Source organism: Kitasatospora paranensis, from assembly GCF_039544005.1.
Classification (GTDB): Bacteria; Actinomycetota; Actinomycetes; order Streptomycetales; family Streptomycetaceae; genus Kitasatospora; species Kitasatospora paranensis.
Map to the genome: position 1 here is coordinate 6731221 of NZ_BAABKV010000001.1, position 23910 is coordinate 6755130.

20 protein-coding genes and 7 pseudogenes are annotated in these 23910 nt (G+C 76.2%); 11 read left to right on the forward strand and 16 right to left on the reverse strand.

What is annotated here, in order from left to right; genetic code table 11:
- Nucleotides 1–735: a cobalt-precorrin-6A reductase gene (locus ABEB13_RS31965; protein WP_345708263.1), complete on the reverse strand. Its 735-nt coding sequence runs from the start codon at nt 733–735 to the stop codon at nt 1–3.
- Nucleotides 736–755: 20 nt separating this feature from the next.
- Here ABEB13_RS31965 and ABEB13_RS31970 point away from each other — a divergent pair, with 20 nt between their 5' ends.
- Nucleotides 756–1886 (forward strand): cobalt-precorrin-5B (C(1))-methyltransferase, encoded by a 1131-nt coding sequence (locus tag ABEB13_RS31970; protein ID WP_345708264.1) that lies wholly within the window; start codon nt 756–758, stop codon nt 1884–1886.
- Here the strand turns inward: ABEB13_RS31970 and ABEB13_RS31975 are convergent.
- The 5 genes and pseudogenes from ABEB13_RS31975 to ABEB13_RS31995 form a co-directional block, all read right to left on the reverse strand.
- On the reverse strand, nt 1876–2274 hold the full coding sequence (locus ABEB13_RS31975; RefSeq protein WP_345708265.1) for a RidA family protein: 399 nt from the start codon (nt 2272–2274) through the stop codon (nt 1876–1878). The two genes, ABEB13_RS31970 and ABEB13_RS31975, sit on opposite strands and share 11 nt — an antisense overlap.
- A gap of 26 nt (nt 2275–2300) precedes the next feature.
- Nucleotides 2301–3047: an IclR family transcriptional regulator gene (locus ABEB13_RS31980; RefSeq protein WP_345708266.1), complete on the reverse strand. Its 747-nt coding sequence runs from the start codon at nt 3045–3047 to the stop codon at nt 2301–2303.
- Between the two features lie 208 nt (nt 3048–3255).
- A pseudogene (locus tag ABEB13_RS31985) lies at nt 3256–3405 on the reverse strand (PfkB family carbohydrate kinase); the annotation flags it as partial.
- Complete coding sequence (locus ABEB13_RS31990) at nt 3369–3554, reverse strand: hypothetical protein (protein WP_345708267.1); 186 nt, start codon at nt 3552–3554, stop codon at nt 3369–3371. The pseudogene ABEB13_RS31985 and the gene ABEB13_RS31990, both read right to left, overlap by 37 nt.
- 107 nt (nt 3555–3661) lie before the next feature.
- Nucleotides 3662–4117: a PfkB family carbohydrate kinase gene (locus ABEB13_RS31995; RefSeq protein ID WP_345708268.1), complete on the reverse strand. Its 456-nt coding sequence runs from the start codon at nt 4115–4117 to the stop codon at nt 3662–3664.
- A 145-nt stretch (nt 4118–4262) separates the two neighbouring features.
- Between ABEB13_RS31995 and ABEB13_RS32000 the strand changes: the two genes are divergently transcribed.
- Genes ABEB13_RS32000 through ABEB13_RS32010 form a run of 3 tightly spaced genes read left to right on the forward strand, consistent with a single transcriptional unit; the run spans nt 4263 to nt 6552 of the window.
- Complete coding sequence (locus ABEB13_RS32000) at nt 4263–5861, forward strand: N-acyl-D-amino-acid deacylase family protein (protein ID WP_345708269.1); 1599 nt, start codon at nt 4263–4265, stop codon at nt 5859–5861.
- Complete coding sequence (locus tag ABEB13_RS32005; protein WP_345708270.1) at nt 5861–6070, forward strand: hypothetical protein; 210 nt, start codon at nt 5861–5863, stop codon at nt 6068–6070. Before ABEB13_RS32000 ends, ABEB13_RS32005 begins: the two co-directional genes overlap by 1 nt.
- On the forward strand, nt 6031–6552 hold the full coding sequence (locus tag ABEB13_RS32010; RefSeq protein ID WP_345709894.1) for a bifunctional 4-hydroxy-2-oxoglutarate aldolase/2-dehydro-3-deoxy-phosphogluconate aldolase: 522 nt from the start codon (nt 6031–6033) through the stop codon (nt 6550–6552). Before ABEB13_RS32005 ends, ABEB13_RS32010 begins: the two co-directional genes overlap by 40 nt.
- 21 nt (nt 6553–6573) lie before the next feature.
- On the opposite strand, the pseudogene cobM reads toward ABEB13_RS32010, so the two are convergent.
- A pseudogene (gene cobM, locus ABEB13_RS32015) lies at nt 6574–7331 on the reverse strand (precorrin-4 C(11)-methyltransferase).
- Nucleotides 7328–8544, reverse strand: a pseudogene (gene cbiE, locus ABEB13_RS32020) (precorrin-6y C5,15-methyltransferase (decarboxylating) subunit CbiE). The pseudogenes cobM and cbiE overlap by 4 nt, the downstream one beginning before the upstream one ends.
- Before the next feature lie 166 nt (nt 8545–8710).
- Between cbiE and ABEB13_RS32025 the strand changes: the two are divergent.
- Nucleotides 8711–9124 carry a hypothetical protein gene (locus tag ABEB13_RS32025; protein WP_345708271.1) on the forward strand — a complete coding sequence of 138 codons (414 nt, stop codon included), beginning with the start codon at nt 8711–8713 and terminating at the stop codon, nt 9122–9124.
- Nucleotides 9125–9222: 98 nt separating this feature from the next.
- Nucleotides 9223–10044, forward strand: a complete 822-nt coding sequence (locus ABEB13_RS32030; protein WP_345708272.1) for a hypothetical protein — start codon at nt 9223–9225, stop codon at nt 10042–10044.
- On the opposite strand, the gene ABEB13_RS32035 is transcribed toward ABEB13_RS32030, so the two are convergent.
- The 4 genes and pseudogenes from ABEB13_RS32035 to ABEB13_RS32050 form a co-directional block, all read right to left on the reverse strand.
- Complete coding sequence (locus ABEB13_RS32035; RefSeq protein WP_345708273.1) at nt 10032–10397, reverse strand: ABC transporter substrate-binding protein; 366 nt, start codon at nt 10395–10397, stop codon at nt 10032–10034. The two genes, ABEB13_RS32030 and ABEB13_RS32035, sit on opposite strands and share 13 nt — an antisense overlap.
- Nucleotides 10298–10840 carry an ABC transporter substrate-binding protein gene (locus ABEB13_RS32040; RefSeq protein ID WP_345708274.1) on the reverse strand — a complete coding sequence of 181 codons (543 nt, stop codon included), beginning with the start codon at nt 10838–10840 and terminating at the stop codon, nt 10298–10300. Before ABEB13_RS32040 ends, ABEB13_RS32035 begins: the two co-directional genes overlap by 100 nt.
- Nucleotides 10841–10893: 53 nt before the next feature.
- A pseudogene (locus ABEB13_RS32045) lies at nt 10894–11391 on the reverse strand (ABC transporter substrate-binding protein); the annotation flags it as partial.
- On the reverse strand, nt 11382–11972 hold the full coding sequence (locus ABEB13_RS32050) for an MTB12 C-terminal domain-containing protein (protein WP_345709895.1): 591 nt from the start codon (nt 11970–11972) through the stop codon (nt 11382–11384). The gene ABEB13_RS32050 and the pseudogene ABEB13_RS32045, both read right to left, overlap by 10 nt.
- A 204-nt stretch (nt 11973–12176) precedes the next feature.
- Between ABEB13_RS32050 and ABEB13_RS32055 the strand changes: the two genes are divergently transcribed.
- The 3 genes and pseudogenes from ABEB13_RS32055 (at nt 12177) to ABEB13_RS32065 (ending at nt 16129) form a co-directional block, all read left to right on the forward strand.
- On the forward strand, nt 12177–12710 hold the full coding sequence (locus tag ABEB13_RS32055; protein ID WP_345708275.1) for a hypothetical protein: 534 nt from the start codon (nt 12177–12179) through the stop codon (nt 12708–12710).
- A pseudogene (locus tag ABEB13_RS32060) lies at nt 12707–15422 on the forward strand (ABC transporter permease subunit). The gene ABEB13_RS32055 and the pseudogene ABEB13_RS32060 overlap by 4 nt, the downstream one beginning before the upstream one ends.
- Nucleotides 15419–16129 carry an ABC transporter ATP-binding protein gene (locus ABEB13_RS32065; RefSeq protein WP_345708276.1) on the forward strand — a complete coding sequence of 237 codons (711 nt, stop codon included), beginning with the start codon at nt 15419–15421 and terminating at the stop codon, nt 16127–16129. Before ABEB13_RS32060 ends, ABEB13_RS32065 begins: the two are co-directional and overlap by 4 nt.
- Here ABEB13_RS32065 and ABEB13_RS32070 read toward each other — a convergent pair.
- From ABEB13_RS32070 to lpdA, 4 genes and pseudogenes are all read right to left on the reverse strand, one after another.
- Nucleotides 16119–17939, reverse strand: coding sequence for an alkyl/aryl-sulfatase (locus tag ABEB13_RS32070; RefSeq protein WP_345708277.1), 1821 nt, complete (start codon nt 17937–17939; stop codon nt 16119–16121). The two genes, ABEB13_RS32065 and ABEB13_RS32070, sit on opposite strands and share 11 nt — an antisense overlap.
- Before the next feature lie 68 nt (nt 17940–18007).
- Nucleotides 18008–18763: a carboxyl transferase domain-containing protein gene (locus ABEB13_RS32075; RefSeq protein ID WP_345708278.1), complete on the reverse strand. Its 756-nt coding sequence runs from the start codon at nt 18761–18763 to the stop codon at nt 18008–18010.
- A gap of 251 nt (nt 18764–19014) precedes the next feature.
- A pseudogene (locus ABEB13_RS32080) lies at nt 19015–19509 on the reverse strand (carboxyl transferase domain-containing protein); the annotation flags it as partial.
- Between the two features lie 148 nt (nt 19510–19657).
- Nucleotides 19658–21064 carry a dihydrolipoyl dehydrogenase gene (lpdA, locus tag ABEB13_RS32085; protein ID WP_345708279.1) on the reverse strand — a complete coding sequence of 469 codons (1407 nt, stop codon included), beginning with the start codon at nt 21062–21064 and terminating at the stop codon, nt 19658–19660.
- Between the two features lie 166 nt (nt 21065–21230).
- Here lpdA and ABEB13_RS32090 point away from each other — a divergent pair, with 166 nt between their 5' ends.
- Complete coding sequence (locus ABEB13_RS32090) at nt 21231–23333, forward strand: MMPL family transporter (RefSeq protein WP_345708280.1); 2103 nt, start codon at nt 21231–21233, stop codon at nt 23331–23333.
- A gap of 308 nt (nt 23334–23641) precedes the next feature.
- A pseudogene (locus ABEB13_RS32095) lies at nt 23642–23794 on the forward strand (fibronectin type III domain-containing protein); the annotation flags it as partial.
- Between the last annotated feature and the right edge of the window lie 116 nt (nt 23795–23910).

Genomic DNA, 23910 nt, shown 5'->3' on the forward strand with positions numbered 1-23910 from the left:
CTAGAGGACGGCCAGCCAGGCCGCGGCGGCGGCCACGTCGGCGGCGACCGGCACGCCCGCCGGGGCCGGGGGCCGGCGGACGACCACCACCGGCAGCCCGAGCTCGCGGGCGGCGGTGAGTTTGGGCGCGGTGGCGGCGCCGCCGCTGTCCTTGGTCACCAGCACGTCGATCCGGTGCGCGCGCAGCACCGCGCGCTCGCCCTCCAGCGTGAACGGGCCGCGGTCGAGCAGGAGCTCCGTCCGCGGCGGCAGCGGGGTGTCCGGCGCGTCCACCGAGCGGGCCAGGAACCAGTGCTGCTCCAGGTGGGCGAAGGCGCCCAGCCCCTGCCGTCCGGTCGTCAGGAAGACCCGTTCGCCGAGCCCGTCCAGCGCCCGTGCCGCCTCCGCCAGCGAGCCCACCAAGTGCCAGTCGTCCCCGTCGACCGGCCCCCAACCGGGACGCCGCAGCGCGAGCAGGGGAACATGGACCTCGGCGGCCGCCGCGGCCGCGTTCCGGCTGATCCGCTCGGCGAAGGGATGGGTGGCGTCGATGAGTGCGTCCACGTGCTGCTCGCGCAGCCAGGCGGCGAGCCCCGCGGGGCCGCCGAAGCCGCCGATCCGCACCTCGCCGACGGGCAGCCGCGGCTCGGCGACCCGGCCCGCCAGCGAGCTGGTCACCCGGTGCGTCCCGTCCGCGGCCAGGTCGGCGGCCAGCCGCCGGGCCTCGGTGGTGCCGCCGAGGATCAGGACGTGCATGGGGACTCCAGGAGGCGGACGTGGCTGAGGCGGGCGGCCGGGCGGCGCAGCTGAAGAGTAGCGGGCTGCGGCACGGCTGGACGACGGGTGCCTGCGCCACCGCGGCCACCACCGCCGCGTACACCGCGCTGCTCACCGGCGAGTTCCCCGACCCGGTGACGATCACGCTCCCGAAGGGGCAGCAGCCGGCGTTCGCGCTGGCCGTCGAGGAGCTGGCCGGCGGCCGGGCGACGGCCGGCGTGGTCAAGGACGCCGGCGACGACCCCGACGTGACGCACGGCGCGCTCGTCCGCGCCACCGTCTCGCCGGGCGAACCGGGTACGGGGGTGGTCTTCCGGGCCGGGCCCGGCGTCGGCACCGTCACCAAGGCCGGCCTGCCGCTGGCGGTCGGCGAGCCCGCGATCAACCCGGTGCCGCGGCAGATGATGCGCGACGCCGTCGCCGGGGTCGCGGCCCGGTACGGCGGCAGCGGAGACGTGGTGGTGGAGGTGTCGGTGGACGACGGCGAGGAGATCGCCCGCTCCACCTGGAACCCGCGCCTGGGCATCCTCGGCGGCCTGTCCATCCTCGGCACCACCGGGATCGTCGTCCCGTACTCGTGCTCCGCGTGGATCGACTCGATCCGGCGCGGGGTGGACGTGGCCCGGGCCGCCGGGCACACCCACGTCGCCGGGTGCACCGGCTCGACCTCGGAGAAGGTCGCGGTGGCCGAACACGGGCTGCCCGAGGACGCGCTGCTCGACATGGGCGACTTCGCGGGCGCGGTGCTCAAGTACCTCAAGCGCCACCCGGTGCCGAGGCTGACCATCGCCGGGGGCTTCGCCAAGCTGTCGAAGCTGGCGGCCGGCCACCTCGACCTGCACTCGGCGCGCTCGCAGGTCGACAAGGGCCGACTCGCCGCGCTGGCCCGCCGCGGCGGCGCCGACGACGCGCTGGCCGCGGCGGTCGCGACCGCCAACACCGGCCTGGAGGCGCTGCAGCTGTGCGCCGCCGCCGGGGTGCCGCTGGGCGATCTGGTGGCCGAGGAGGCGCGGGCCACCGCGCTCGGCGTGCTGACCGGCTCGCCGGTCGCGGTGGACGTCCTGTGCATCGACCGGGCCGGCACGGTCGTCGGCCGGGCCGCTCCCGCCGGGCCCGGCGTCAGCCGATGACGGCCTGCGCGTCGATCTCCACCAGCATCGGCTCCTGCGGGAGTTCGACGAAGACGGTCGTCCGGCAGGGCTTCACGCCCTTGACGTTCTCCTCGATGAACGCGGCGTAGACCTCGTTCATCAACGCGAAGTCGGACCGCTTGGTCAGGTAGACGCGGAACATCACCACGTCCTCCACGGTGCCGCCGCCGGCCTCGATGATCGCCTTGACGTTCTCCAGCGTGCGGCGGGTCTGCGCCCGGACGTCGCCGTGGTGCACGTACGCGCCGGTCGCCGGGTCCTGCGGGCCCTGCCCGGAGACCTGCAGGATCGGGCCCTTGCGCACGCCCTGCGAGAACATCCAGGCCGGGGCGGGCGCGCCCTCGGTACGGATCTCGGTCTTGTCCACGGTCTCTCCTCAGTGGTGACGGTCGGTCAGATGGCGGGTGCCCCGGCGTCGCCGGAGACCGCCCGGGCGGTGGCGAGCAGCCGCGGCAGCAGCTCCAGCACCTGTTCGTAGGGCAGCACGACGTCCGGGACGGATATCGACACCGCCGCCACGACCCGCCCGGTGGCGTCCCGGACGGGCGCCGCGACACAGTTGATGAACGACTCGTGCTCGGCGTGGTCCTGCGCCCAGCCCTGGGCGGCGACCTGCTCCAGCTCGGCCAGCAGGGCCTTCGGCCCGGTGAGCGTGCGGGCGGTGTACGGGGTGTACTCGATCCCGGCCGCCACCCGCCGGCGCTCGGCCGGCGGCAGGTCCGCCAGCAGCACCTTGGCGACGGCGGCGGAGTGCAGCGCGGCGCGCAGCCCGATCCGCGAGTACATCCGGACGGGCTGGCGGGAGTCGTACTTGTCGATGTAGACCACCTCGCCGCCCTCGTAGGCCGCCAGGTGCACGGTCTGGCCGGTCGCGGCGTTCAGCTCGGCCAGGTGCGGCGCCGCGATGCGGCGGATGCCGCGCTGCTCCAGGGCGAGGCCGGCCAGCGCGAACAGGCCGGCGCCCAGGTGGTAGCGGAACGCGGAGTCCCGGTGGACGAACCGCTCCTCCTCCAGCGACTGCAGCAGCCGCAGCACGGTGGTCTTGTGCACCCCGAGCAGCTCGGCCAGCTGGTCCAGCGAGCGTTCGCCCTCGCCGAGTTCGGCCAGCAGGCGCAGGGCGCGGGTGACGGTCTGGCTCATGGTGCTCCTGGTGCTCCGAGCGGTGCGGCCGGTCGGCCGAGTACCGGGGACATGATGCCGTCCGCGGACACCCGGGTCGCCGCCCACTCGCGCGGCGACGCGGCGAGCAGGGCCTCGACGACGGCCGGCGCGGGGGCCGGCCCTGGTCGGCCGCCGCGGTGAGCGCGACCGCCGCGCACAGGTGGCCGAGCCGCAGCCGGCGCCGCTCGTCCAGCCCGCGCAGGGTGCCCGCGAGGTATCCGGCGGCGAACGCGTCGCCGGCCCCGGTCGGCTCGACCACGTCGACGGCGAGCGCGGGCTCGACCACCGGCCCGCCCCGGGTCAGCGCGGTCGCCCGGTGCTCGGCGTCCTTGACCACGATCGTGGCGGGGGAGGGAAGCGGGCCCGCAGCGCCGCCGGGTCGCCGGTGCCGAACGCGGCCTCGGCCTCGTCCGCGCCGAGCAGCAGCACGTCGGCCGCGTCCAGCAGGGCGGGCAGCACACCCGCGTCGCGCCCGCGCCACAGCACCGGGCGCCAGTTGAGGTCGACGCTGACCAGCCGGCCCGGCCGGCGGTCCGCGAGCAGGGCGCGGACGAGGGCCAGGCAGCCGTCCGAGAGCGCCGGGGTGATGCCGGTCAGGTGCAGCAGCCGGGCGCCGTCGAGCAGCCGGGCCGCCGCCGGATCGGCCAGCAGGGCGGGGAGAGGGTGGAGGCGGCGGATCCGGTGCGGTAGTAGTGCAGCCGGCTGCGGCCCGCGCCGAGGTCGTGCGGCAGGGCCGAGCCGCCGGTCTCCTTGACGAAGAGACCGGTGGGTCGGTGCGGGTCGACGGCGACCGCGGAGACGTCCACCCCGTGGCCGGCGAGCTCGGCGGTGAGGCGGCGGCCGAAGCCGTCGTCGCCGACCCGGCCGATCCAGGCGGTCGGCACACCGAGCGCGGCGAGCGCGCAGGCCGTGTTGGACTCCGCGCCGCCCACCGCGGGGCGGTAGCCGCCGACCGTCTCCGGCGGCCCGGCCCGGTCGGGCAGCAGCGCGGCCATCGACTCGCCGAGACAGACCGCGTGCGGGGTGGCCGTGCCGTCCTGCTCCGCCATCCGCCGCTCTCCTCCGGTCGTGGGTGGCGTCGTTGACCGCCGTCCGCCGGGAATGTTAGAACCGTGCCACCAGGATGCGCAACAGGGGTTGCGTATGTCGCAACTCCGCAGCTCATGAGTGTTCTGCGGATCGAGGGACGGACCGATGGCCGATCTGCTCTTCCGCGGTGCCACCGTCGTCGACGGCACCGGCGCCGACCGCTACCGCGCCGATGTGACCGTCACCGACGGCGTCATCGACGGCATCGGCCGCGGCCTGCGCGCCGCCCGCACCGTCGACGCCGACGGCCTCGTCCTCGCCCCCGGATTCATCGACATGCACGCCCACTCCGACCTGCGCCTGCTGGTGGATCCGGCACACCCGTCCCGGGTCACCCAGGGCGTCACCTGTGAGGTCCTCGGCCAGGACGGACTCTCCTACGCGCCCGTCGACGACACCACGCTGCCCGCGCTGCGCCGCCAGCTCGCCGGCTGGAACGGTGACCCGGCGGGCTTCGACTGGAGCTGGCGCACCGTCGGCCAGTACCTGGACCGGCTCGACGCCGGCATCGGGGTCAACGCCTGCTACCTGGTGCCGCACGGCAGTCTGCGGATGCTGGTGACCGGCTGGGACGACCGCCCGCCCACCCCCGCCGAACTGGACCGGATGCGCGCCCTGCTCGCCCAGGGCCTGCGCGAGGGCGCCGTCGGCCTCTCCAGCGGGCTCAGCTACACCCCCGGGATGTACGCCGACACCGCCGAACTCGCCGCCCTGTGCGCCGTGGTAGCCGCCCACGGCGGCTTCCACGCGCCGCACCAGCGCTCCTACGGCAGGGGCGCCCTGGAGGGGTACGCGGAGATGGTCGAGATCAGCCGCCGCTCCGGCTGCCCGCTGCACCTCACCCACGCCACCATGAACTTCGACCTCAACCGCGGCCGGGCCGGCGAACTGCTGGCCCTCGTCGACGCCGCGCTCGCCGAGGGCCTCGACGTCAGCCTGGACAGCTACCCGTACCTGCCCGGCTCCACCACCCTGGCGGCGCTGCTGCCCGGCTGGGCCTTCGAGGGCGGGCCGGACGCCGCGCTCGCCCGGCTCGCCGACCCGGCCGCCCGCGAACGGATCCGCGCCGACCTGGAGGTGCACGGCAGCGACGGCTGCCACGGCGTCGTCGCCGACTGGGCCACCGTGCAGATCTCCGGTGTCGGCGACCCGGCCCTCGCGGACCGGGTCGGCCGGACGGTCGCCGACCTCGCGGCCGCCGCCGGGACCGGCGGCACCGAGGTCTTCCTCGACCTGCTCGTCCGCGACCGGCTCGCCACCACCGTCCTGCAGCACGTCGGCGACGAGGAGAACGTCCGCGCCATCATGCGCCACCGCGTGCACACCGCAGGCAGCGACGGGCTGCTCGTCGGCGCGCGCCCCCACCCGCGGGCCTGGGGCACCTTCCCCCGCTACCTGGGCCACTACGGCCGCGAGGAGGGCGTCCTCACGCTGGAGCAGGCGGTCACCCGGATGACCGGGCGGCCCGCCCGCCGGCTGCGGCTGGAGCGCCGCGGGCTGATCAGGCCGGGCCACCACGCCGACCTGGTGCTGTTCGACCCCGGGACGGTCCGGGACACCGCCACCTACGACCACCCCCGGCGGCCCGCCGCCGGCATCGCCGACGTCTACGTCAACGGGACCGCGGTGATCGACCGCGGCCGCACCACCGGGGCGCTGCCCGGCCGCGCCCTGCGCCGCACCGACCGAGGGACCACCGCCTGATGACCGTCTCTGCCAATGTCACCGCCACCGCCACCGCCACCGCCACCGCCCCTGCCTCCGCCACCGCCGCGCTCCGCGCCGACCTCGCCGCCGACCCGGTGATCGCCGTCGTGCGCGCCCCCGGATACCCGACGCCGCCGCGCTCTGCGCGGCGCTCGCCGAGGGCGGCATCCACCGGGTCGAACTCACCTTCACCACACCGGAGGTGACCGTCCACCTGGCCGCGGCCGCGGCCGCCGGGCACCGGGTCGGCGTGGGGACGGTGCTGACCGCCGACCAGGCCGAGCGGGCGGTCGCCGCCGGCGCGGCGTTCCTGGTCACACCCGGCTGCCGGCCCGCCGTCGCGGCGGCGGCCCAAGCCGCCGGCGTCCCGGCCGTCCTCGGGGCGCTCACCCCCACCGAGGTCGCCGAGGCCGTCGACCTCGGCGCGGCGGCCGTGAAGGTCTTCCCGGCGCGGGCGTTCGGTCCCGGCTACTTCCGGGATCTGCACGGCCCGTACCCGGACGTCCCGCTGGTGGCCTCCGGCGGGGTCAACGCGGGCAACGCCGCCGACTTCCTCGCGCACGGCGCCCTCGCGGTCTGCGCCGGCAGCGACGTGGTGCCGGCCGATGCCGTGGCGGCGGGCGACTGGGCCCGGATCACCCGGCTGGCCGCCGCCTTCACCGCCGCCTGCCGCCGCCCCGCGGCGTAGGCCCGGTGCCGGGCCCGCGGCTCAGCCGCAGGGCTCGTGCGGCCGCTCGCGCTCGGACGAGTACAGGTGGCTGTCGCGGAACTGCTCGGCGCCCAGGGTGCGGCCGACCAGGATGACGGCGGTGCGCAGCACCCGGCCTCCTTCACCTGCCCGGCGATGTCGCCGAGCGTGCCGCGCAGCACCAGCTCCTCGGGGCGGCTCGCCATCGCGACCACCGCGGCCGGGCAGTCGGCGCCGTAGTGCGGCAGCAACTCCTCGACCACGCCGTCCACGTAACGGGCGGCCAGGTGCAGCACCAGCAGGGCGCCGCTGCGCCCGAGGGTGGCGAGGTCCTCGCCCTCGGGCATCGGGGTGGCCTGCCGGGCGACCCGGGTGAGGATGACGGTCTGGCCGACCGTCGGTACGGTCAGCTCCCGCTTGAGGGCGGCGGCCGCGGCGGCGAACGCCGGCACGCCGGGCACCACCTCGTACGGGATGCCGGCCGCGTCCAGCCGCCGCATCTGCTCGGCGACCGCACTGAACACCGACGGGTCGCCGGAGTGCAGCCGGGCCACGTCCAGGCCCTCGTCCCGGGCGCGGACGAACTCGGCGGTGATCTGGTCGAGGTTCAGCTCGGCGGTGTCCACCAGCCGGGCGCCGGGCGGGCACTCGGCGAGCAGTTCGCGGGGCACCAGGCTGCCCGCGTACAGGCAGACGCCGCAGGCGGCCAGCGTGCGCTGGCCGCGCACGGTGATCAGATCGGCGGCACCGGGGCCGGCCCCGATGAAGTAGACGGTCACTGCACTTCCTCCTCGATCGACTCCGCCGCCGGCTTGACGGCCGACCACTGCGTCACCGGCATGGCCTGGCGCCAGCCGGTGAAGCCGCCCACCGGGACGGCGTGTGCCACGGCCAGCCTGACCAGCTCCCCGCCGTGGCGGCGGTACCAGGTCAACAGCAGCGCCTCGGACTCCAGGGTCACGGTGTTCGCGACCAGGCGGCCGCCCGGCGCGAGCGCCTGCCAGCAGGCCTCCAGCAGGCCCGGCGCGGTCAGCCCGCCGCCGACGAACACCGCGTCGGGCACCGGCAGTCCGGCCAGCGCCGCAGGCGCGGGGCCGGTCACCACGCGGAGCCGCGGCACCCCCAGGGTGTCGGCGTTGCGCCCGATCCGCGCGGCGCGCGCCGGGTCGCGCTCCACGCTGACGGCCCGGCAGCTGCGGTGCGCCCGCAGCCACTCGATCGCGATGGAGCCGGAGCCGCCGCCGACGTCCCACAGCAGTTCGCCGGGGGCGGGCGCCAGCGCGGCCAGGGTCGCGGCCCGGACGTGACGCTTGGTCAGCTGTCCGTCGCTCTCGTACGCGTCGTCCGGCAGGCCGGGCACGAGGGGGAGCGCGGCCCGGCGCACTCCACGGCGACGATGTTCAGCGGGTCCCCGGCCGGGTGCGACCAGGCGGCGGCGGTGCCCTCGACGATCCGCTCCCGGTCGGCGCCGAGCTGCTCCAGCACCCGCAGCCGGCTGGCGCCGAAGCCGCGGTCGGCGAGCAGGGCCGCCACCTGGGCCGGGCCGTCGGCGTCGGCACTCAGCACCAGCAGCCGGCGGCCGTCGGACAGCGCCGCGGTCAGCCCGGCGAGCGGTCGCCCGACCAGGCTCACCACCTCGGTGTCCTCCAGCGGCCAGCCCAGCCGGGCGCACGCGTACGACACCGAGGAGGGGTGGGGCAGGATCCGCAGCCGGTCGGCGCCGACCGTCTCGGCGAGGGTGCGCCCGATGCCGTGGAAGAGCGGGTCGCCGCTCGCCAGCACCGCGATCCGGCGGCCCGCGTGGGCGGCGATCAGGCCGGGTACCGCGGGCCGCAGCGGCGAGGGCCAGGGGACGCGCTCGGCGGTCACCCCGGCGGGCAGCAGCGCCAGCTGCCGCGGGCCGCCGATCACGACCTCGGCCGCGGCCAGCGCCTCCCGGGCCGCCGGGGCCAGGCCCGCCCAGCCGTCGGCACCGACCCCGACGACGGCGATCTCGGACGCGGGGACGAGGGCGGTCAACGGGACTCCTTGCAGCTCGGACGGGCAGCGGCAGCCTACCGGCCCACCCCGGGCCGGGGGCTGTCCCGAGCGGCAAACCCGTTGCCCGCGACCTGCGACGTTCGCCACACTGCCGCCATGACGAACCTTCGAAAGGCCCATGGCGCGTAGGCCGCCCGCCCGCGTCCGCGCGGGCCTCGCCCGGGCTCCGCGCCCGTACGACACCGCACCGCGCCGGGTGGTGCCCGGCCTCTCCGCACCGGCCCGGCGCCAGGTCGCGGACTTCGAACGCACCGGCCCGGGCCCCGGCTCGGTGGCGCTCGCAGTGGCCCGCTGGGCCGCGTGGGTGCACGGCCGCCGGGTGCACGAGCCGGGCCCGCCGGACGACCTGCCCTGCTGCGACACCGGGGCGGAGCGCGTGCTGCTGCAGCGGGCCCTGCACGCCCTCCCCGGCCGGGCCGTCCGCGAACTGCGCGCCGTCCTCGCCCCGTTGGACGCGGAGTACCTCGCCCGGCTCCGCCCCGACCCGCGGCACAACGGCCGTGAGCGGTGGTGGACGGAGGTGCTGCCCTGATGCTCCGGGCGCGGATCGTGGGCACGCCGGGCCTCCGGGCCGGGCCTGACGGGGCGGCAGGGGATCGTGCGAGAATGCCGCCAGTGTCGATGTTGATCGTGAAGCTGCTTCTCGCGCCCGCGCTCGTGGTCGCCTCGTCCCTGGCCGGTCGGCGCTGGGGCCCCGCGCTGGCCGGCACCCTGGTCGCACTGCCGATCGTGGCCGGCCCCATCCTCGCCATCACCTGCCTGGAGCACGGCCGGGTGTTCGCCGCGCGGGCCGCGGCGGCCTCGCTGCTGGGCCTGGTCACGCTCGCCCTGTTCGCGGTCGTCTTCGCCCTGCTGGCCCGGGCGCCGCGCACCGGCCACTGGGCTGTCGCGCTGCCGCTGGCGTGGCTCGTCTGCCTGATCGCGGATCTCGCGCTGTCGCGGCTCCCGGTGCCGCCCGTCGTCGCGCTGTGCCTGTCCCTCGCCGCGACGGTCGCCGGCGCGAAGGCCCTCGCCCGCACGCGGAGCGGATCGGCGGCCGGAGCGGCGGCCGGGGTGACCGGGTCGGCGGCCCGGCGGACCCCGTGGTGGGACCTGCCGGCGCGGGCCGCGGCCACGGCGTTGCTGGTCACCGCGGTGACCACGGCGGCGGCGCATCTCGGCCCCGACCTGACCGGTGTCCTCGCGCCCTTCCCGATCGGCACCAGCGTGGTCGCCGCCTTCGCGCTGGCCCAGGGCGGAGCAACGGTCGCCATGGCGACGCTGCGCGGCGTGCTGCTGGGCCTGTGGGGCTTCGCCGCCTTCTGCTTCCTCGTGGCCGAACTCGTCGAACCCCTCGGTGGTGGCCAGGCCTTCGGGGTCGCCGTCGTCTGCACCCTGGCCCTCCAGGTCACCGTCGGCCGCCTCCGGGCGGTGACCGCCGCCCGACGGGAGTTCGCCGCCTACGGCCGGTAGGGCAGTTGCGGCACCTCGAAGCAGGTGGTCGTCATGTCGGGCACCTGGGTCACCCAACCGCCGCGGCCGTCGTTCGCGGAGTCATCCCAGCGGGCCGCGTCCAGGCAGGCGCGGGTGGGGCCGCTCGGGCGCGGCGCGTGCGTGAACGCGGCGGGCAGCAGCAGCCCGTGCGCGTCGTACGGGGTGCCGCTGTTCATGAAGTGCTCCACGCAGGCCCGGGTCAGGTCGCTGCCGCACGGGTCCATCGCGTCGGTCAGCCACTGGGCGCCGGCCCACCCCTCCAACTCCCAGGCGGAGAGCAGCCCCTGTCGCTCGGGGTAGTACCGGGCCATCGCGTTGCGGAAGGCCTGCACGGCCGGGTAGCGGACGTCCTCGTAGTTGCGGCTCGCCGAGGTGGCCCACAGCGCGTTCCGGCAGCCGGGGAGGCCCGGTAGTCGGTGCCCACCGTCGCCGTCCAGTTCTGCACGTTGGTGACCTTGGCCTTCAGTTTCACCCCGGCGGCGTCCAGGGCCTGGCAGAGCGCCGCGTTCCCGCGGGTGTCCATCGCGTCGAAGAGCAGTTCGCTGCCGTCGGCCTTCATCGCGGCCGCCACGGCCTGGAAGCCGGGCACCGCGAGGTCGACGGTCTGGGTGAGCACCCGGTACCCCTCGGCCCGCAGGCCGTCCGCGATCTGCCGGGCGTAGCGCGCCGAGTCGGCCTGGTCGTAGGAGACCACGGCGGCGCTGCGCGCGCCGAGCCGCTCCTTGAAGAAGCGGTACACCTCGGTGCTCTGGTACAGCGTGCCGTCCCAGCCCACCGCGCGGCCGTCGCGCGGGGCGCTGCTGCCGTAGATGCCGTACAGGTGGGGCCAGCGCTCGTACTCGGTGCCGATCGGCTGGCCGCCGACGTCCGGGACCCCTTGGAGCTGACGTAGGGGGCGCCCGCGTAGTCCAGCACGCTGCCCGAGACCAGGGCGAACACCTGCTCGCGGTCGATCAGCCGGTGCACGCAGTCCTGGTTCCCGATGCCGCTGCCACCGTCGTCGCAGGTCACCACCTGGACGCTGCGGCCGTGCAGCCCGCCGGCGTCGTTCAGCGCCCGGAAGAACGCCAGTGCGCCGTACCGCGGCCCGGCGAAGGTCTCCGACCCGACCGGGCTGGTCAGCGACGTGATGACGCCGACCTTGATGCTGCCGCGGGTCACGCCGGTGTCGGCGGCCCCGCCGCTGCCCGCGGCGGCGGGGCCGCCGAACGCGCTCGGCGGCAGCCGGGTGCCGCAGCCCGCGACGGTCAGCAGCAGCGCGGCGCCGAGGGCGGCCCCGGCGCGGCGTGCGCGCCGGGCCGCCCGTGCCGGCCCGGTCAGCTGCATCCCGGTACGGCGCTGCTGCCGGCCTGGGCGACCAGCCCGCACAGGGTGCTCGTGGAGACCTTCCACGTCCCGCCGTCGAGCACGGCCTGGCCGGTGGCCGAGGGCTCGACCACGTTGCCCTGCAGGGAGAGCGTGTAGGTGACGGTGGCGGTGGTCGGGGAGGTGAACTCGACGCCCTTCACCTCGGCCTTGACCTGGCCGACCCGCGGGTCGGCGGCGAAGCCCTGCAGGGCCGGTGACAGTGCCTGGCCGTTCTGCAGCAGCGCCGCCTTGTCCTGGATGGAGGTCGCCGGGTCGAAGAACTTCTGCCAGTTCGTCGTGATCTCCGCCTTCGCGGCGGCCGGGTCGGCAGGGGCGCTGCCGCTCGGTGACGCCGGGGCGGCACTCGACGCCGGGGCCGAGGCCGACGGCGAGGAGGAGGACGACGACGAGGACGAACTGCACGCCGCCGCCAGGACCAGGGCGGCGAGCACCGCACCGATCCGGGCGGCGGTGCCCGCCCGTGCCCGGTACCGCACCGGCGGGCGCCCGTCCGGGTGCCGGTCGGCCGCCTGCGTGGACTCGCTCTGGGTGGTCTGCATCTCGCTCACCGCGTTCTCCTCCGACCGGAGGGCCGGCCCTCCCGCTGTCGGGCCCGGTCACTCGTCCCGAAACCGCTCTGTGTCCATGCTGCGACGCCGTGCGCCGCACGTCACACTGTGAAGGCCGATCAGCGGACGAATCACCGTCAAACCGAACGAAACGGTCGGCGGCGGCGCTGGACAGGAGAAGGCGGGGACATCGCGATGAACCGGCTGCCCAGGCCGAGTGCCTCGGGCCTGCTCCGCGCCCTGCGCGAGTGGCCCGGCTGGTTCACGCTCGCGGGCGGCGCCGTGCTCTGCGTCCTCGGCTGGTACGGCGTGTCGGGGGAGAGCCAGGCCGCCCGTCAGCTGCCGTACCTGGCCTCGGCGACCGCACCGGGGGCGGCCCTGATCGTCGCCGGTGCGGTGCTGATCGCCGGTCGCCCGGGCCGGGGTGCCGGCGGCGCGCCGGCCGACCGCCGGCTGGACCAGCTGTACGCGCTGCTGGTCACCGAGGCGCCGGCCGCGGAGCCCGGCCGGGTCGCGGCCGGGCCTCCGGTCGGCCTGCCGGACGGCACGCTCTACCACCGGCCGGACTGCCCGCTGGCGGCGGGCAAGCCCGGTGCCGCACCGGTCGACGCGGCGGCCGTCCGGGCGCGCGGGCTGGCTCCCTGCCCCGTCTGCGACCCGGAGCCGCCCGCCGGAGCGGGCCCGCCGCCGGCCGCCGGGCCCACGCCGGCCCCAGGCCCGGGGCCGTGACCGGCGCCGCCGGCCTGACCGCCGACCTTGCGCTGGCCGGGCTGTCGGTCGGCAGCGCGGCGGCGCTCAGCGGTGTCGGCCTGGTCGTCACCCACCGCGCCACCGGCGTGCTCAACCTCGCCCAGGGCGCCCAGGCGATGGCCGTGGCCTACCTGCTGCGCGAGCTCGTCGTGGTGGACGGCTGGCCGCTGTGGGCGGCAGCCGTCTGCTGCCTGCTGGTCGTCGCGCCCGCCTTCGGGGTGCTGCTGGACCGCGCGGTGTTCCGCCCGCTGCGGCGCCGGGGTGCCGGGGCCGGCGAGACCATGGTCGCCGGCATCGGCGTGTTCGTGCTGCTGATCGGGGCCGTCGTGCTGCTGCTGGGCAGCGAGCCGCACGGCGACGCCCCCGCCCTGGTGCCCGCCGACCGGCTCGCCGACCTCGGCGGGCACGTGCTGCGGCTGGACACCGCGGTGCAGCTGGCCAGCGTCCTGCTGCTGGCCGGCGCGGTCGGCGCGGTCACCCGGTACACCCCGTTCGGCGCCGGGCTGCGCGCCGTCGTCGACAACCCCGCCCTGGCCGCCCTGTCCGGCATCGACGCCGACCGGGTCTCGGCCGCCGGCTGGGCCTTCGGCTCGTTCACGGCCGGTCTGGTGGGCGTGCTGCTCGCACCCTTCCTGCTCCTCGACCCGTACGGGCTGCCGCTGCTGGTGATGGCGACCATGGCGGTCGCCGTCGCGGCCCGGCTGCGCAGCCTGCCGGTGGCGGTGGCGACCGGGCTGGCGCTCGGCGTCGCCCAGAGCGAGCTCACCCGGTTCCGCCCGGCCGGGCAGCTGCTGCCGCTGGTGCAGGCCGTGCAGGCCAACCTGTTCACGGTGGCGCTGCTGGTCGCCGCGCTGCTGCCGTGGCGCCCGGCGCCGCCCGACACCGGGCTGGCCGCCGCGGGCGGACCACCGGGCGCGCGCGGCTCCACGGCGGTGCGCGCGCTGTGCGCGGTGCTCCTGCTGCTGCCGTTCGGCTTCCGCAGCGACGACCTGCGGCACGCCCTGACGGTGCCCGCCCTGGCCTTGGTGCTGCTCTCGGTGGTCGTGGTCACCGGGTACGGCGGGCAGGTCTCGTTGGGCCAGGCGGGGTACGCGGGGCTCGGCGGCCTCGGTACCGCGCTGCTGATGTCGGGGCGGATCCCGGGCCTGCCCGCGCTGCCCGCCGCCCCCGCGCTGCTGCTCGCCGTCGCCGCCACCGTGCCGCTGGGCCTGCTCACCGGCGGTCCGGCGATCCGCCGCCGCGGGCTGGCGCTCGCCCTGGTGACGTTCGCGGTCGGCACGGCGCTGAGCCGGCTGGTCTTCGAACAGCCCTACGCGACGGACGGCCTGGCGGTCGACCGGCCCGCGTTCCTGGCCGGTGACGGCGCCTTCTACGCCGCGGAGCTCGTCCTGCTGGGGCTCGGGCTGCTGCTCGTCCGCAACCTGCACCGCGGCATCCTGGGCCGCTCGCTCACCGCGATGCGCGACCACCAGGCGGGGGCGTCGGCCGCCGGGGTCGACGTGCCCCGGCTCAAACTGCTGGTCTTCATGGCCGGGGCGGGCCTGGCGGCGCTCGGCGGCGGCCTGCTGACGCTCGGCGGACGGGCGTTCTCGGCGGACGCCTTCGATCCCGTCCAGGGCCTGCTCTGGTTCGCCACCGTGGTCGTGGCGGGGGCGGACAGCGCGGCGGGCGCGGTGCTCGCCGCCGCGCTGCTGGTCGGCCTGGACAGCGGGACGGCGGCGGGCGTCTCCGCCGTGGTGGTCGGCGCCCTGGCCACCGGGATCGGCCGGATCCCGGGCGGCCTGGCCGGTGGCGTTCGGCGGCTGACCGGCCGTCCGGCCGCCGGGCCCCGGCTGACCCCGCTCGGCGAGCGGGTGCGCCGCGGCCTCGCGGCGGGCGGGGCGCACGGCACGCAGTCGACCAGTCGTCATGTCGACAGTGCGGCAGGCTCGGAGCCGCCCTCGTGAGCGCCGGTCTGACCGCCCGCGGGCTCGTCCGGCGCTTCGGCGGGATCGCCGCGGTGGACGGCGTCGACCTGGCCGTGCCGCCGGGCCGGATCACCGCGCTGGTCGGCCCGAACGGCGCCGGCAAGAGCACCCTGTTCGACTGCCTCAGCGGCGCCGCCCGGCCGGACACCGGCCGGGTCCTGCTGGCCGGCCGGGACGTCACCCGGCTGCCGGACCACGCCAGGGCCGGGCTCGGCCTGACCAGGACCTTCCAGCAGATCGCCGTCTTCCCCGGGCTGACGGTCGGCCAGAACGTCCGGATCGGCGCCGACCCCGGCCGCCGCGGCACCGTCCGCGGGCTGCTCGGCCTGCCCGCCCCGGGCCGGGCCGCGAGCCGCGCGGCCGCCGACCGGGCGCTGCGGCTGTTCGGGCTGGAGGCCGTCCGGGACTGGCCCGCGGACCGGCTGCCCACCGGCGCCCTGCGCATGCTGGAACTCGCCCGGGCGCTCGCCGCCGCCCCCGGGTCCTGCTGCTGGACGAGCCCGCGGCCGGGCTCGACCTGGCCCAGACCGAGCGGCTGGCCGCGGTGCTGCGGGCGCTGGCCGCCGACGGCATGGCACTGCTGCTGGTGGAGCACGACGTCCAGCTGGTCGGCGCGCTGGCCGACGCGGTGTACGTGATGGCGGACGGGCGGATCCTGGCCCGCGGACCGACGGCCGCCGTCCTCGCCGACCGCCGGGTCAGGGCAGCCTGGGGCGGATCGTGACCGTCGCCGCCGAGCTGATCGGCGTCCGTGTCCGGTACGGCCTGCTGGAGGCGCTGCACGGGGTCGACCTGGCCTTCCCGGCGGGCCGGGTGACCGTCCTGCTCGGCCGCAACGGCTCCGGCCGCACCACCGTGCTGCGCACCCTGGCCGGTGAGCTCCGGCCGTCCGCCGGCCGGGTCACCTGGCGCGGACGGGACGTCACCGCCCTGGGCGGCCACCGCCGGGCCCGCCTGGGCGTCGCCCTGGTCCCCTCCGAGCAGGCGGTGTTCGGTGCGCTGACCGTCGCCGAGAACCTCGCCGCCGGGCTCGGCCGCGGCGCGGACGAGCGGGAGTGGCGGACGTACCTGCCCGAGCTGGGTCCGCTGCTGGAACGCCGGGCCGGCACCCTCTCCGGCGGTCAGCAGCAGATGGTCGCGCTCGGCCGCGGGCTCGCGGCCCGGCCGGAGCTGCTGCTGCTCGACGAGCCGGACCGCGGCCTCGCCCCGGCCGTGGCCGCCCGGATCCACGCCCGGCTGCTGGCCGCGGCGGCGACCGGCGGCCCGGCCGTCGTGCTGTCCGCCGGGTCGCTGCCGCCGACGCTGGCCGGCGCCGCCGTGGTGTACGTGCTGCGCCGGGGGCGGGTGGCGTTCGCCGGGGAGCCGGCCGAGTTCGCCGGGACGGCCGGCCCGGCCGCAGCCGACGCACCCGGCGGGCCGGTCACGGGGTGACGACGGCGAATCCCGGGTCGGGGTCGTCGAGCAGCCCGACCAGCCGCGGCAGGTTGCCGGGGTCACCGCCGACCGTGACCCCGCTCGGAGAGCCGCCGGCGAGCAGTCCGATCAGCTGCGGCCGGGTGAGGGTCAGCGTGGTGTCGGCCGGGCCCGGGTGCGGCTCGCCGGCGGGGGCCGACCGGTGGGTGAGCGCGCCGTTGGAGAGGGTGAGCCGCCAGATCCGGTCCTCGTCGGTCAGGTGCCAGTCCATGGTGAGCCGGGTGTCCCAGGCGCGCGGCCCGTCGATCCGGATCGCCAGCGAGTCGATCAGCTGGTCGACGGTGAGCGCCGCGGTCATCTCGGGGTTGGCGGTGTCCACCGCCACCTCGGCGTGGGTCCCGCGCAGTTCCATCGCGGCGGTCAGGTAGAAGTTCCGCCAGGTGCCGTTCTCCGCGCCGTGCCCGAGCCGGTCGTAGACGGCGGCCAGCGCCGCCTTCGCGTCGGCGTCGTCCGGGTCGGCGAAGACGAGGTGGTTGAGCAGGGTGGCCGCGAAGCGCAGGTCGCCGTCCTCGGCGTAGCCCAGCGCCTTGACCAGGGCGGCGTCCCGGCCGCCGGCGAGGTCGACGTAGCGGGTGGCGAGCGCGGTGGGCGGGTGCTCCCACAGGTGGGCGGGGTTGCCGTCGAACCAGCCCAGGTACCGCTGGTAGACGGCCTTCACGTTGTGGCTGACCGAGCCGTAGTAGCCGCGGGCGGCCCAGGTCCGCTCCAGGGCGGGCGGCAGGGCGAACTGTTCGGCGATCTCGGGGCCGGTGAGGCCCTGGTTGAGCAGCCGCAGCGTCTGGTCGTGCAGGTAGGCGTACAGGTCGCGCTGGCCGGTGAGGAAGTCGTGGATCTCCGCGGCGCCCCAGGTCGGCCAGTGGTGCGAGGCGAAGGCGACGTCGGCCTGGCCGCCGAACAGGACCGTCGTCTCGTCCAGGTAGTGCGCCCAGATCCGCGGGTCGCGGACCTCGGCGCCGCGCAGCGTCAGGATGTTGTGCAGGGTGTGGGTGGCGTTCTCCGCCATGCACAGTGCCCGCCGGTCGGGGAGCAGGAAGTTCATCTCCGCCGGCGCCTCGGTGCCCGGGGTGAGCTGGAAGACCATCCGCACACCGTCGACGGTCTCCTCCTGCCCGGTGCGGGTGATGTCGAGGGTCGGCGGCACCAGGCTGATCGTGCCGGTGGAGGTGGTGGTGCCCAGCCCGCAGCCGATCTGGCCCGCCGGGCCCTTGGGCAGTGCGGAGCCGTACATGTAGACCGCACGGCGCGTCATGGCCGCGCCGGCGTAGACGTTCTCGCTGACCGCGTGCGCGAGGAAGCCGGTGGGCGCGAGCACCGGGACGGGCGCGGAGCCGTGCGGGACGATCGCCCGGGAGCCGCCGAAGTGGTCGCCGTGCGAGTGCGTGTAGACCATGGCGGTGACCGGGCGGGGCCCGCGGTGCTCACGGTAGAGGGCGAGCGCGGCCGCGGCGGTCTCGACGGAGATCAGCGGGTCGACCACGACGACGCCGGTGTCGCCCTCGATCAGCGTCATGTTGGACAGGTCCATCCCGCGGACCTGGAAGATGCCGTCGGCGACCTCGTACAGCCCGTGCCGGGCGCAGAGCCGGCTCTGCCGCCACAGACCGGGGTGCGCGGTCGGCGGGCACTCCTCGGCGAGGAAGCCGTAGGCGGCGGCGTCCCACACCGGCGCGCCGTCGGCGCCGGTCACCGGCCCCGCCGGGGCGCCCGCGACGAAGCCGCGGTCCGCGTTGTCGAAGTCCCGGGTGTCCTCGAAGGGCAGTTCGGTCATATCGGCACGATAAGCGGAACCCGGGCATTCCGGGCGTTCGGTGCACCCGCCCGGCCCCCTCCCGGGCCTCAGCCCGCCGGGGGCTCCTGCGTGCGGTCGCCGAGCCGCCGGTTGCGGGCCGCGCGGTCCCGCAGCCGCTGCTCGGCGGAGGTGCCGGTCAGCGCGCCGAGGGCGAGTGCGACGGCCTGGCCGACCCGGGAGCAGAACGGTGCGGGCTCGTCCGCGGCGTCCGGCCGCTCGGTGACCACCTGGTCCACCAGGCCCACCGCCGCCAGGTCGTACGCCCCGATGCCCTGGGCGCGGGCCATCTCGGCCGCGTGCCCGCCGTCCCGGTGGACGATCGCGGAGGCGCCCTCCGGCGGCAGCGGCGACAGCCAGGCGTGCTCCGCCGCGATCACCCGGTCGGCGGGCAGCAGGGCCAGCGCGCCCCCGCCGGAGCCCTGGCCCAGCAGCACCGCCAGCACCGGCGTGCGCAGCGCGGTGAGCAGGTTCAGGCAGTGCGCGATCTCCACCGCCACGCCGTCGAGTTCGGCCTGCACGGAGAGTTCGGCGCCGGCCGTGTCGACCACCGTCACCAGCGGCAGCCGCAGCTGCTCGGCGAGCCGGGCGGTCCGCCGCACGGCCCGCAGGTCGGCGGCGGTGAACGGGCGGTCCCCGCCGCGCTGCTGGCCGACCACCACGGCCGGGCAGCGGCCGAACACCGCGAGAGCGCGCAGCAGCGCGCCGCGCTCGCCACCGGGTGCGCCGAGCAGCACGTACTCGTCGGCGCCGGCCTCCAGCAGCTCGCGCACGCCGGGCCGGTCCTCGCGGCGGGTGCGCCGCACCGAGTCCCAGGCGTCGGTGGCGGTGCCGGCCGGCCGGCCGGGGGCCGGCGCCGGCTGGGGACGGGCCGGGTGCCGAGCACCGACAGCACCCGCCGCAGCTGCCCGCGCAGCTGCTCCGGCGGGACGACCGCGTCCACCAGCCCGCGGGCGGCGAGCGTCTCGGCCCGCTGGACGCCGGGCGGCAGCCGGACGCCGCGCAGCTCCTCGTACACCCGGGGGCCGAGGAAGCCGAGCCGGGCGCCGGGCTCGGCCAGGACGACATGGCCGAGCGTGCCCCAGGAGGCGAACACCCCGCCCATGGTGGGGTTGCGCAGATACGTCAGATAGGGCAGCCCGGCGGCCTGGTGGGCCTGGACGGCCGCGGTCACCCGGACCATGCAGAGGAAGGCGGCGGCGCCCTCCTGCATCCGGGTGCCGCCGGAGACCGGCAGGGCGAGCACCGGCAGCCGGGCGGCGGTGGCGCGCTCGACGGCCCGGGTGATCCGTTCCGCGGTCGCCACCCCGATCGAGCCGCCGAGGAAGCCGAACTCCGAGGCGATCAGGGCGACCGGCACCCCGTCGATCAGGGCCCGGCCCGTGGTGACCGCCTCGTCGAGGCCCGTCCGGGCGCGGGCACGGGCCAGCGAGGCCGTGTACGCCGGGTCGGCGCCGGGGTGCGCCACCGGCTCGTCCCAGCACCGGAAGGTGCCCGGGTCGGCCACCAGCTCGATCAGCCGGCCCGCCGTCGGACCGCGTTCCTCGCCCATGCGCACCCCCGTGCTCCGGCGGGTGCTGCTGCCCGGCACCCGCTGTGCGCCCAGGGTACGGGCCGCGGAACCGGCCGGCGGTGGCGGCCCGGTGGGCCGTCACCGCCGGCTGCGGGGAGTGCCGCGGAGGTGCCGCGGCGCCCTGCGGTCAGAAGTTGATCATGTGTCCGGCCAGGCCGTGCACGGCCTCCTTGACCGCCTCGCCCAGCGTCGGGTGCGCGTGCACGTTGCGGGCCACCTCGTGGACGGTGAGGTCCCACTGCTGGGCGAGCGTCAGCTCCGGCAGCAGTTCGGTGACCTCGGGGCCGATCAGGTGCGCGCCGAGCAGTTCGCCGTGCTTCCGGTCGCTGATCAGCTTCACGAAGCCCGCGGCGTCGCCCAGGCCGTGCGCCTTGCCGTTCGCGGTGAAGGGGAACTTCACCACCTTGACGTCGAAGCCCTGCTCGCGGGCCTGCGCCTCCGTCCAGCCGAAGCTGGCGATCTGCGGCTGGCAGTAGGTGGCGCGCGGAATCATCACGAAGTCCAGCTCCATGGTCTCCGCGCCCGCGATGGTCTCCGCCGCGATGACGCCCATCGACTCGGCGGCGTGCGCCAGCATCAGCTTCGCGGTGACGTCGCCGATCGCGTAGATGTGCGGGATGTTGGTGCGGCTCCGGCCGTCCACCGCGATCGCGCCGCGCTCGGTGAGCTTCACCCCGGTCACCTCCAGGCCGTAGCCCTGGGTCCGGGGCGCGAAGCCGATCGCCTGGAGGACCTTGTCGGCCTCCAGCACCTTCTGCTCGCCCTTCTGGGTGACGGTCACCCGCACCTTGGCGTTCGGGTCGGAGTCGTCGATCGCGTCCACCCGGGTGGAGGTCAGCACCTCGATGCCCAGGCGCTTGTACCGCTTCGCCAGCTCCGCCGAGACCTCGGCGTCCTCCAGCGGCACCATCCGGTCGAGGAACTCGACGATCGTGACCTTCACGCCGTAGTTGTGCAGCACGTAGGCGAACTCGACGCCGATCGCGCCCGCACCGGCGATGACGATGCTCTCCGGCAGGGTGTCGGTGAGGATCTGCTCCTCGTACGTCACCACCCGCTCGCTCAGCGAGGTGCCGGGCAGCAGCCGGGTGCTGGCACCGGCCGCGATGATGCAGTGGTCGAAGGTCACCGTCTCGACGCCGCCCGCGGTCAGCGAGACCTGCAGGGTGTGGTCGTCGACGAAGGTGCCCCAGCCGTCGAACTCGGTGATCCCGTTCTTCTTCGTCAGGTAGTGGATGCCGGCGACCCGGCCCTCCGCCACCTTGCGGCTGCGCAGGTACGCCTCGCGGTAGTCGAAGCTGACCGAGCCCTCGACCTTGATGCCGAAGGTCTTGGCCTCCTTGGTGAAGATGTGCGCCAGCTCGGCGTTGCGCAGCAGCGCCTTGGACGGGATGCAGCCGACGTTCAGGCAGACCCCGCCCCAGTACTTGGTCTCGATGACCGCCGTGCGAAGCCCGAGCTGCGCGGACCGGACCGCGGCGGTGTACCCGCCCGGGCCCGCACCCAGGACCACGACGTCGAAGTGTGAGCTCATGAGCCACACGATAGACCCCGCCCGCCGTCCGCGGGCCGGGCCCCGGTCGGCGCCTCCCGGGCCGCGCGGCCCGGGAGGCGGTGGCATCCTGGGAGAGGCCGTGCCGCCGCCCGGTCGTGGTGCGCCGCAGGTCAGGCCGCTTCCAGGGTCCGCAAGGGGTTGCCCGATGAGTCCGTCCGCCAAGCTCGCCGCGCTGCCGTGCGGCCGCCGCAGCAAGTGGATCGTGCTGGTCGTCTGGCTGGTGCTGCTGATCGCCGCCGTGCCGCTGGCCGGCAAGCTCACCGGCGCAGAGAACAACGAGGCCACCAGCTGGCTGCCGGGCAACGCGGAGTCGACCGAGGTGCTGGACGCCCAGCGGGCCTTCTTCCCGACCGACACCGCCCAGGCGGTGGTGGTCTATCAGCGCGACAGCGGCATCACCGTCGCGGACCGCGCCGAGGCCGTCCGGGACGCCGCCGCCTTCGCGCAGGCCCCGCACGTGGCCGGCCCCGTCATCGGCCCGCAGGTCTCGGCCGACGGCAAGGCGATGCAGACCGTCGTCCCGATCGACATCGGCACCGGCGGCTTCAACGACCTCAAGCCCGCCGTCGACTCGTTGCGGGCCACCGCCGCCGAGAACAGCCTCGGCATGACCACCCACGTCACCGGCCCGGCCGGCATCGGGGCCGACGAGTCGGAGGCCTTCGCGGGCATCGACGGCACCCTGCTGTTCGCCACCGTGGCCGTGGTGATCATCCTGCTGCTGCTCACCTACCGCAGCCCGGTGCTGTGGCTGCTGCCCCTGCTGTCGGCCGGCATCGCGCTGTTCGTCGCCGAGGCGGTCATCTACCTGCTGGCCGCGCACGCCGGGCTGACCGTCAACGCGCAGAGCGCCGGCATCCTGATCGTCCTGGTCCTCGGCGCCGGCACCGACTACGCGCTGCTGCTCACCGCCCGCTACCGGGAGGAGCTGCGCAGACACCACGACCGCCACGAGGCGATGGCGTTCGCCCTGCACCGGGCCGGCCCGGCGATCCTGGCCAGCTCCGCCACGGTGATCGTCTCCATGCTCTGCCTGCTGGTCGCCGAGATGAACTCCACCAGCGGCCTCGGGCCGGTCTGCGCGATCGGCGTCCTGGTGGCGCTCGCCGCCATGCTCACCCTGCTGCCCGCCGCGCTGGTGATCGTCGGCCGCTGGGTGTTCTGGCCGGTCCGCCCGGCGTACGGCACCGCGGAGCCCACCCGCACCGGGCGCTGGGCGCACATCGGCGGCTGGATCGGGCAACGCCCCCGCAAGGTCTGGATCGGCACCGGCCTCGCGCTCGCGGTCTGCAGCCTCGGCCTGGTCTCGCTGAACGCCAACGGGCTGTCCACCGCCGACACCTTCACCAACAAGCCGGACTCGGTGGTCGGCCAGCAGGTGCTGGTCGCGCACTTCCCGGGCGGCACCGGTGCGCCGCTGACGATCGTCTCCACCGCCGACGGCGTCGCCCGGGTGCGGGTCACCACCGCCACCACCCCCGGCGTGTCCGGGACGACCCCGCCGCTGGTCAAGAACGGCCAGGCGATCTTCCAGGCGACGCTGACCGACCCGCCGGACAGCCAGGCCGCCAAGGACACCGTCGACCGGGTCCGCAGCGCCGTGCACGCCGTGCCCGGAGCCCAGGCCCGGGTGGGCGGCAACACCGCGGTGATCCTGGACGCCGGCCGGGCCGCCTCGCACGACAACCGGGTGGTCATCCCGCTGGTGCTGGTCGTCGTCCTGCTGATCCTCGGGGCCCTGCTGCGCGCCGTGGTGGCACCGTTGGTGCTGATCGCCACCGTGGTGCTCTCCTACGCCGCCGCGCTGGGCATCAGCGTCTTCGTCTTCACCCACCTCTTCCACTTCGCCGGGCAGGACAACGCCTTCCCGCTGTTCGTGTTCGTCTTCCTGGTCGCGCTCGGCATCGACTACAACATCTTCCTGATGACCCGGGTGCGGGAGGAGGCCGCGCACCGCGGGACGCGCGCGGGCGCGATCGCCGGCCTGGCCGCCACCGGCGGCGTCATCACCTCGGCCGGGCTGATCCTCGCCTCCACCTTCGCGGTGCTCGGCACCCTGCCGGTGGTCGCCTTCACCGAGATCGGTTTCGCGGTGGCCCTCGGCGTACTGCTGGACACCCTGGTCGTGCGCTCGGTGCTGGTCACCGCCATCACCATGGACCTCGACCACCGGATGTGGTGGCCCAGCCGGGTCGGCCCCCGGGCGGAGTCCCCGCCGCAGGTCGCGGTCGGCTCCGAACACCCGTGAGGCCGGGGCCGGTCGGCGCTCGCCCGCGCGTCGGGAGCTGTTCACGCCCGGGTGGGCGCGCCGTTCAGCCGGGCTCCGCCAGGCTGGCGGGCCATGAGCGCTTCGCATTCCGACGGTCGTTCAACCCTCTCCCGGCGCGGCCTGCTGGCCGGCGCCACCGGCGCCGGGCTCGGCGGCGCCGTCTCCTCGCGGGGGCCGCCCCCGCCGCCGCGGCGAGCCCGCTGCTCCAGGACCGGCCCGGCCGGCTCGGCGCGCCCCGGGTGGGCGGGCTCCACCTGCAGTTCGGCGCCGACGCCTCCCGCGAGGTGGTGGTCTCCTGGCACACCACCGCCTCCGTCTCCCGCCCCCGGGTGGTGTACGGCACCGCGGCCGGCGGCCTCGGCCGCACCGTCCCCGCCGACACCACCACCTACCGCGACGCCAAGTCCGGCACCGAGGTCCGGGTCCACCACGCGCGCCTCACCGGACTGCACCCGGACACCGACCACGTCTACGCCGCCGTCCACGACGGCGCCACCCCGAGCTCGGCACCGTCCGCACCGCCCCGCGCGGCCGCGGCGCCTTCACCTTCACCAGC

What these genes read in the sequence shown, in the direction of transcription:
- ABEB13_RS32055 (WP_345708275.1), top strand. Translation starts at nt 12,177, where the DNA reads ATGAACCGGCTGCCCAGGCCGAGTGCCTCGGGCCTGCTCCGCGCCCTG.
- ABEB13_RS32005 (WP_345708270.1), top strand. Translation starts at nt 5,861, where the DNA reads ATGACCGTCTCTGCCAATGTCACCGCCACCGCCACCGCCACCGCCACC.
- ABEB13_RS31965 (WP_345708263.1), bottom strand. Translation starts at nt 735, where the DNA reads ATGCACGTCCTGATCCTCGGCGGCACCACCGAGGCCCGGCGGCTGGCC.
- ABEB13_RS31995 (WP_345708268.1), bottom strand. Translation starts at nt 4,117, where the DNA reads ATGGCGGAGCAGGACGGCACGGCCACCCCGCACGCGGTCTGTCTCGGC.
- ABEB13_RS32025 (WP_345708271.1), top strand. Translation starts at nt 8,711, where the DNA reads ATGGCGCGTAGGCCGCCCGCCCGCGTCCGCGCGGGCCTCGCCCGGGCT.
- ABEB13_RS31980 (WP_345708266.1), bottom strand. Translation starts at nt 3,047, where the DNA reads ATGAGCCAGACCGTCACCCGCGCCCTGCGCCTGCTGGCCGAACTCGGC.
- ABEB13_RS32090 (WP_345708280.1), top strand. Translation starts at nt 21,231, where the DNA reads ATGAGTCCGTCCGCCAAGCTCGCCGCGCTGCCGTGCGGCCGCCGCAGC.
- ABEB13_RS32000 (WP_345708269.1), top strand. Translation starts at nt 4,263, where the DNA reads ATGGCCGATCTGCTCTTCCGCGGTGCCACCGTCGTCGACGGCACCGGC.
- ABEB13_RS32070 (WP_345708277.1), bottom strand. Translation starts at nt 17,939, where the DNA reads ATGACCGAACTGCCCTTCGAGGACACCCGGGACTTCGACAACGCGGAC.
- lpdA (WP_345708279.1), bottom strand. Translation starts at nt 21,064, where the DNA reads ATGAGCTCACACTTCGACGTCGTGGTCCTGGGTGCGGGCCCGGGCGGG.
- ABEB13_RS32050 (WP_345709895.1), bottom strand. Translation starts at nt 11,972, where the DNA reads ATGCAGACCACCCAGAGCGAGTCCACGCAGGCGGCCGACCGGCACCCG.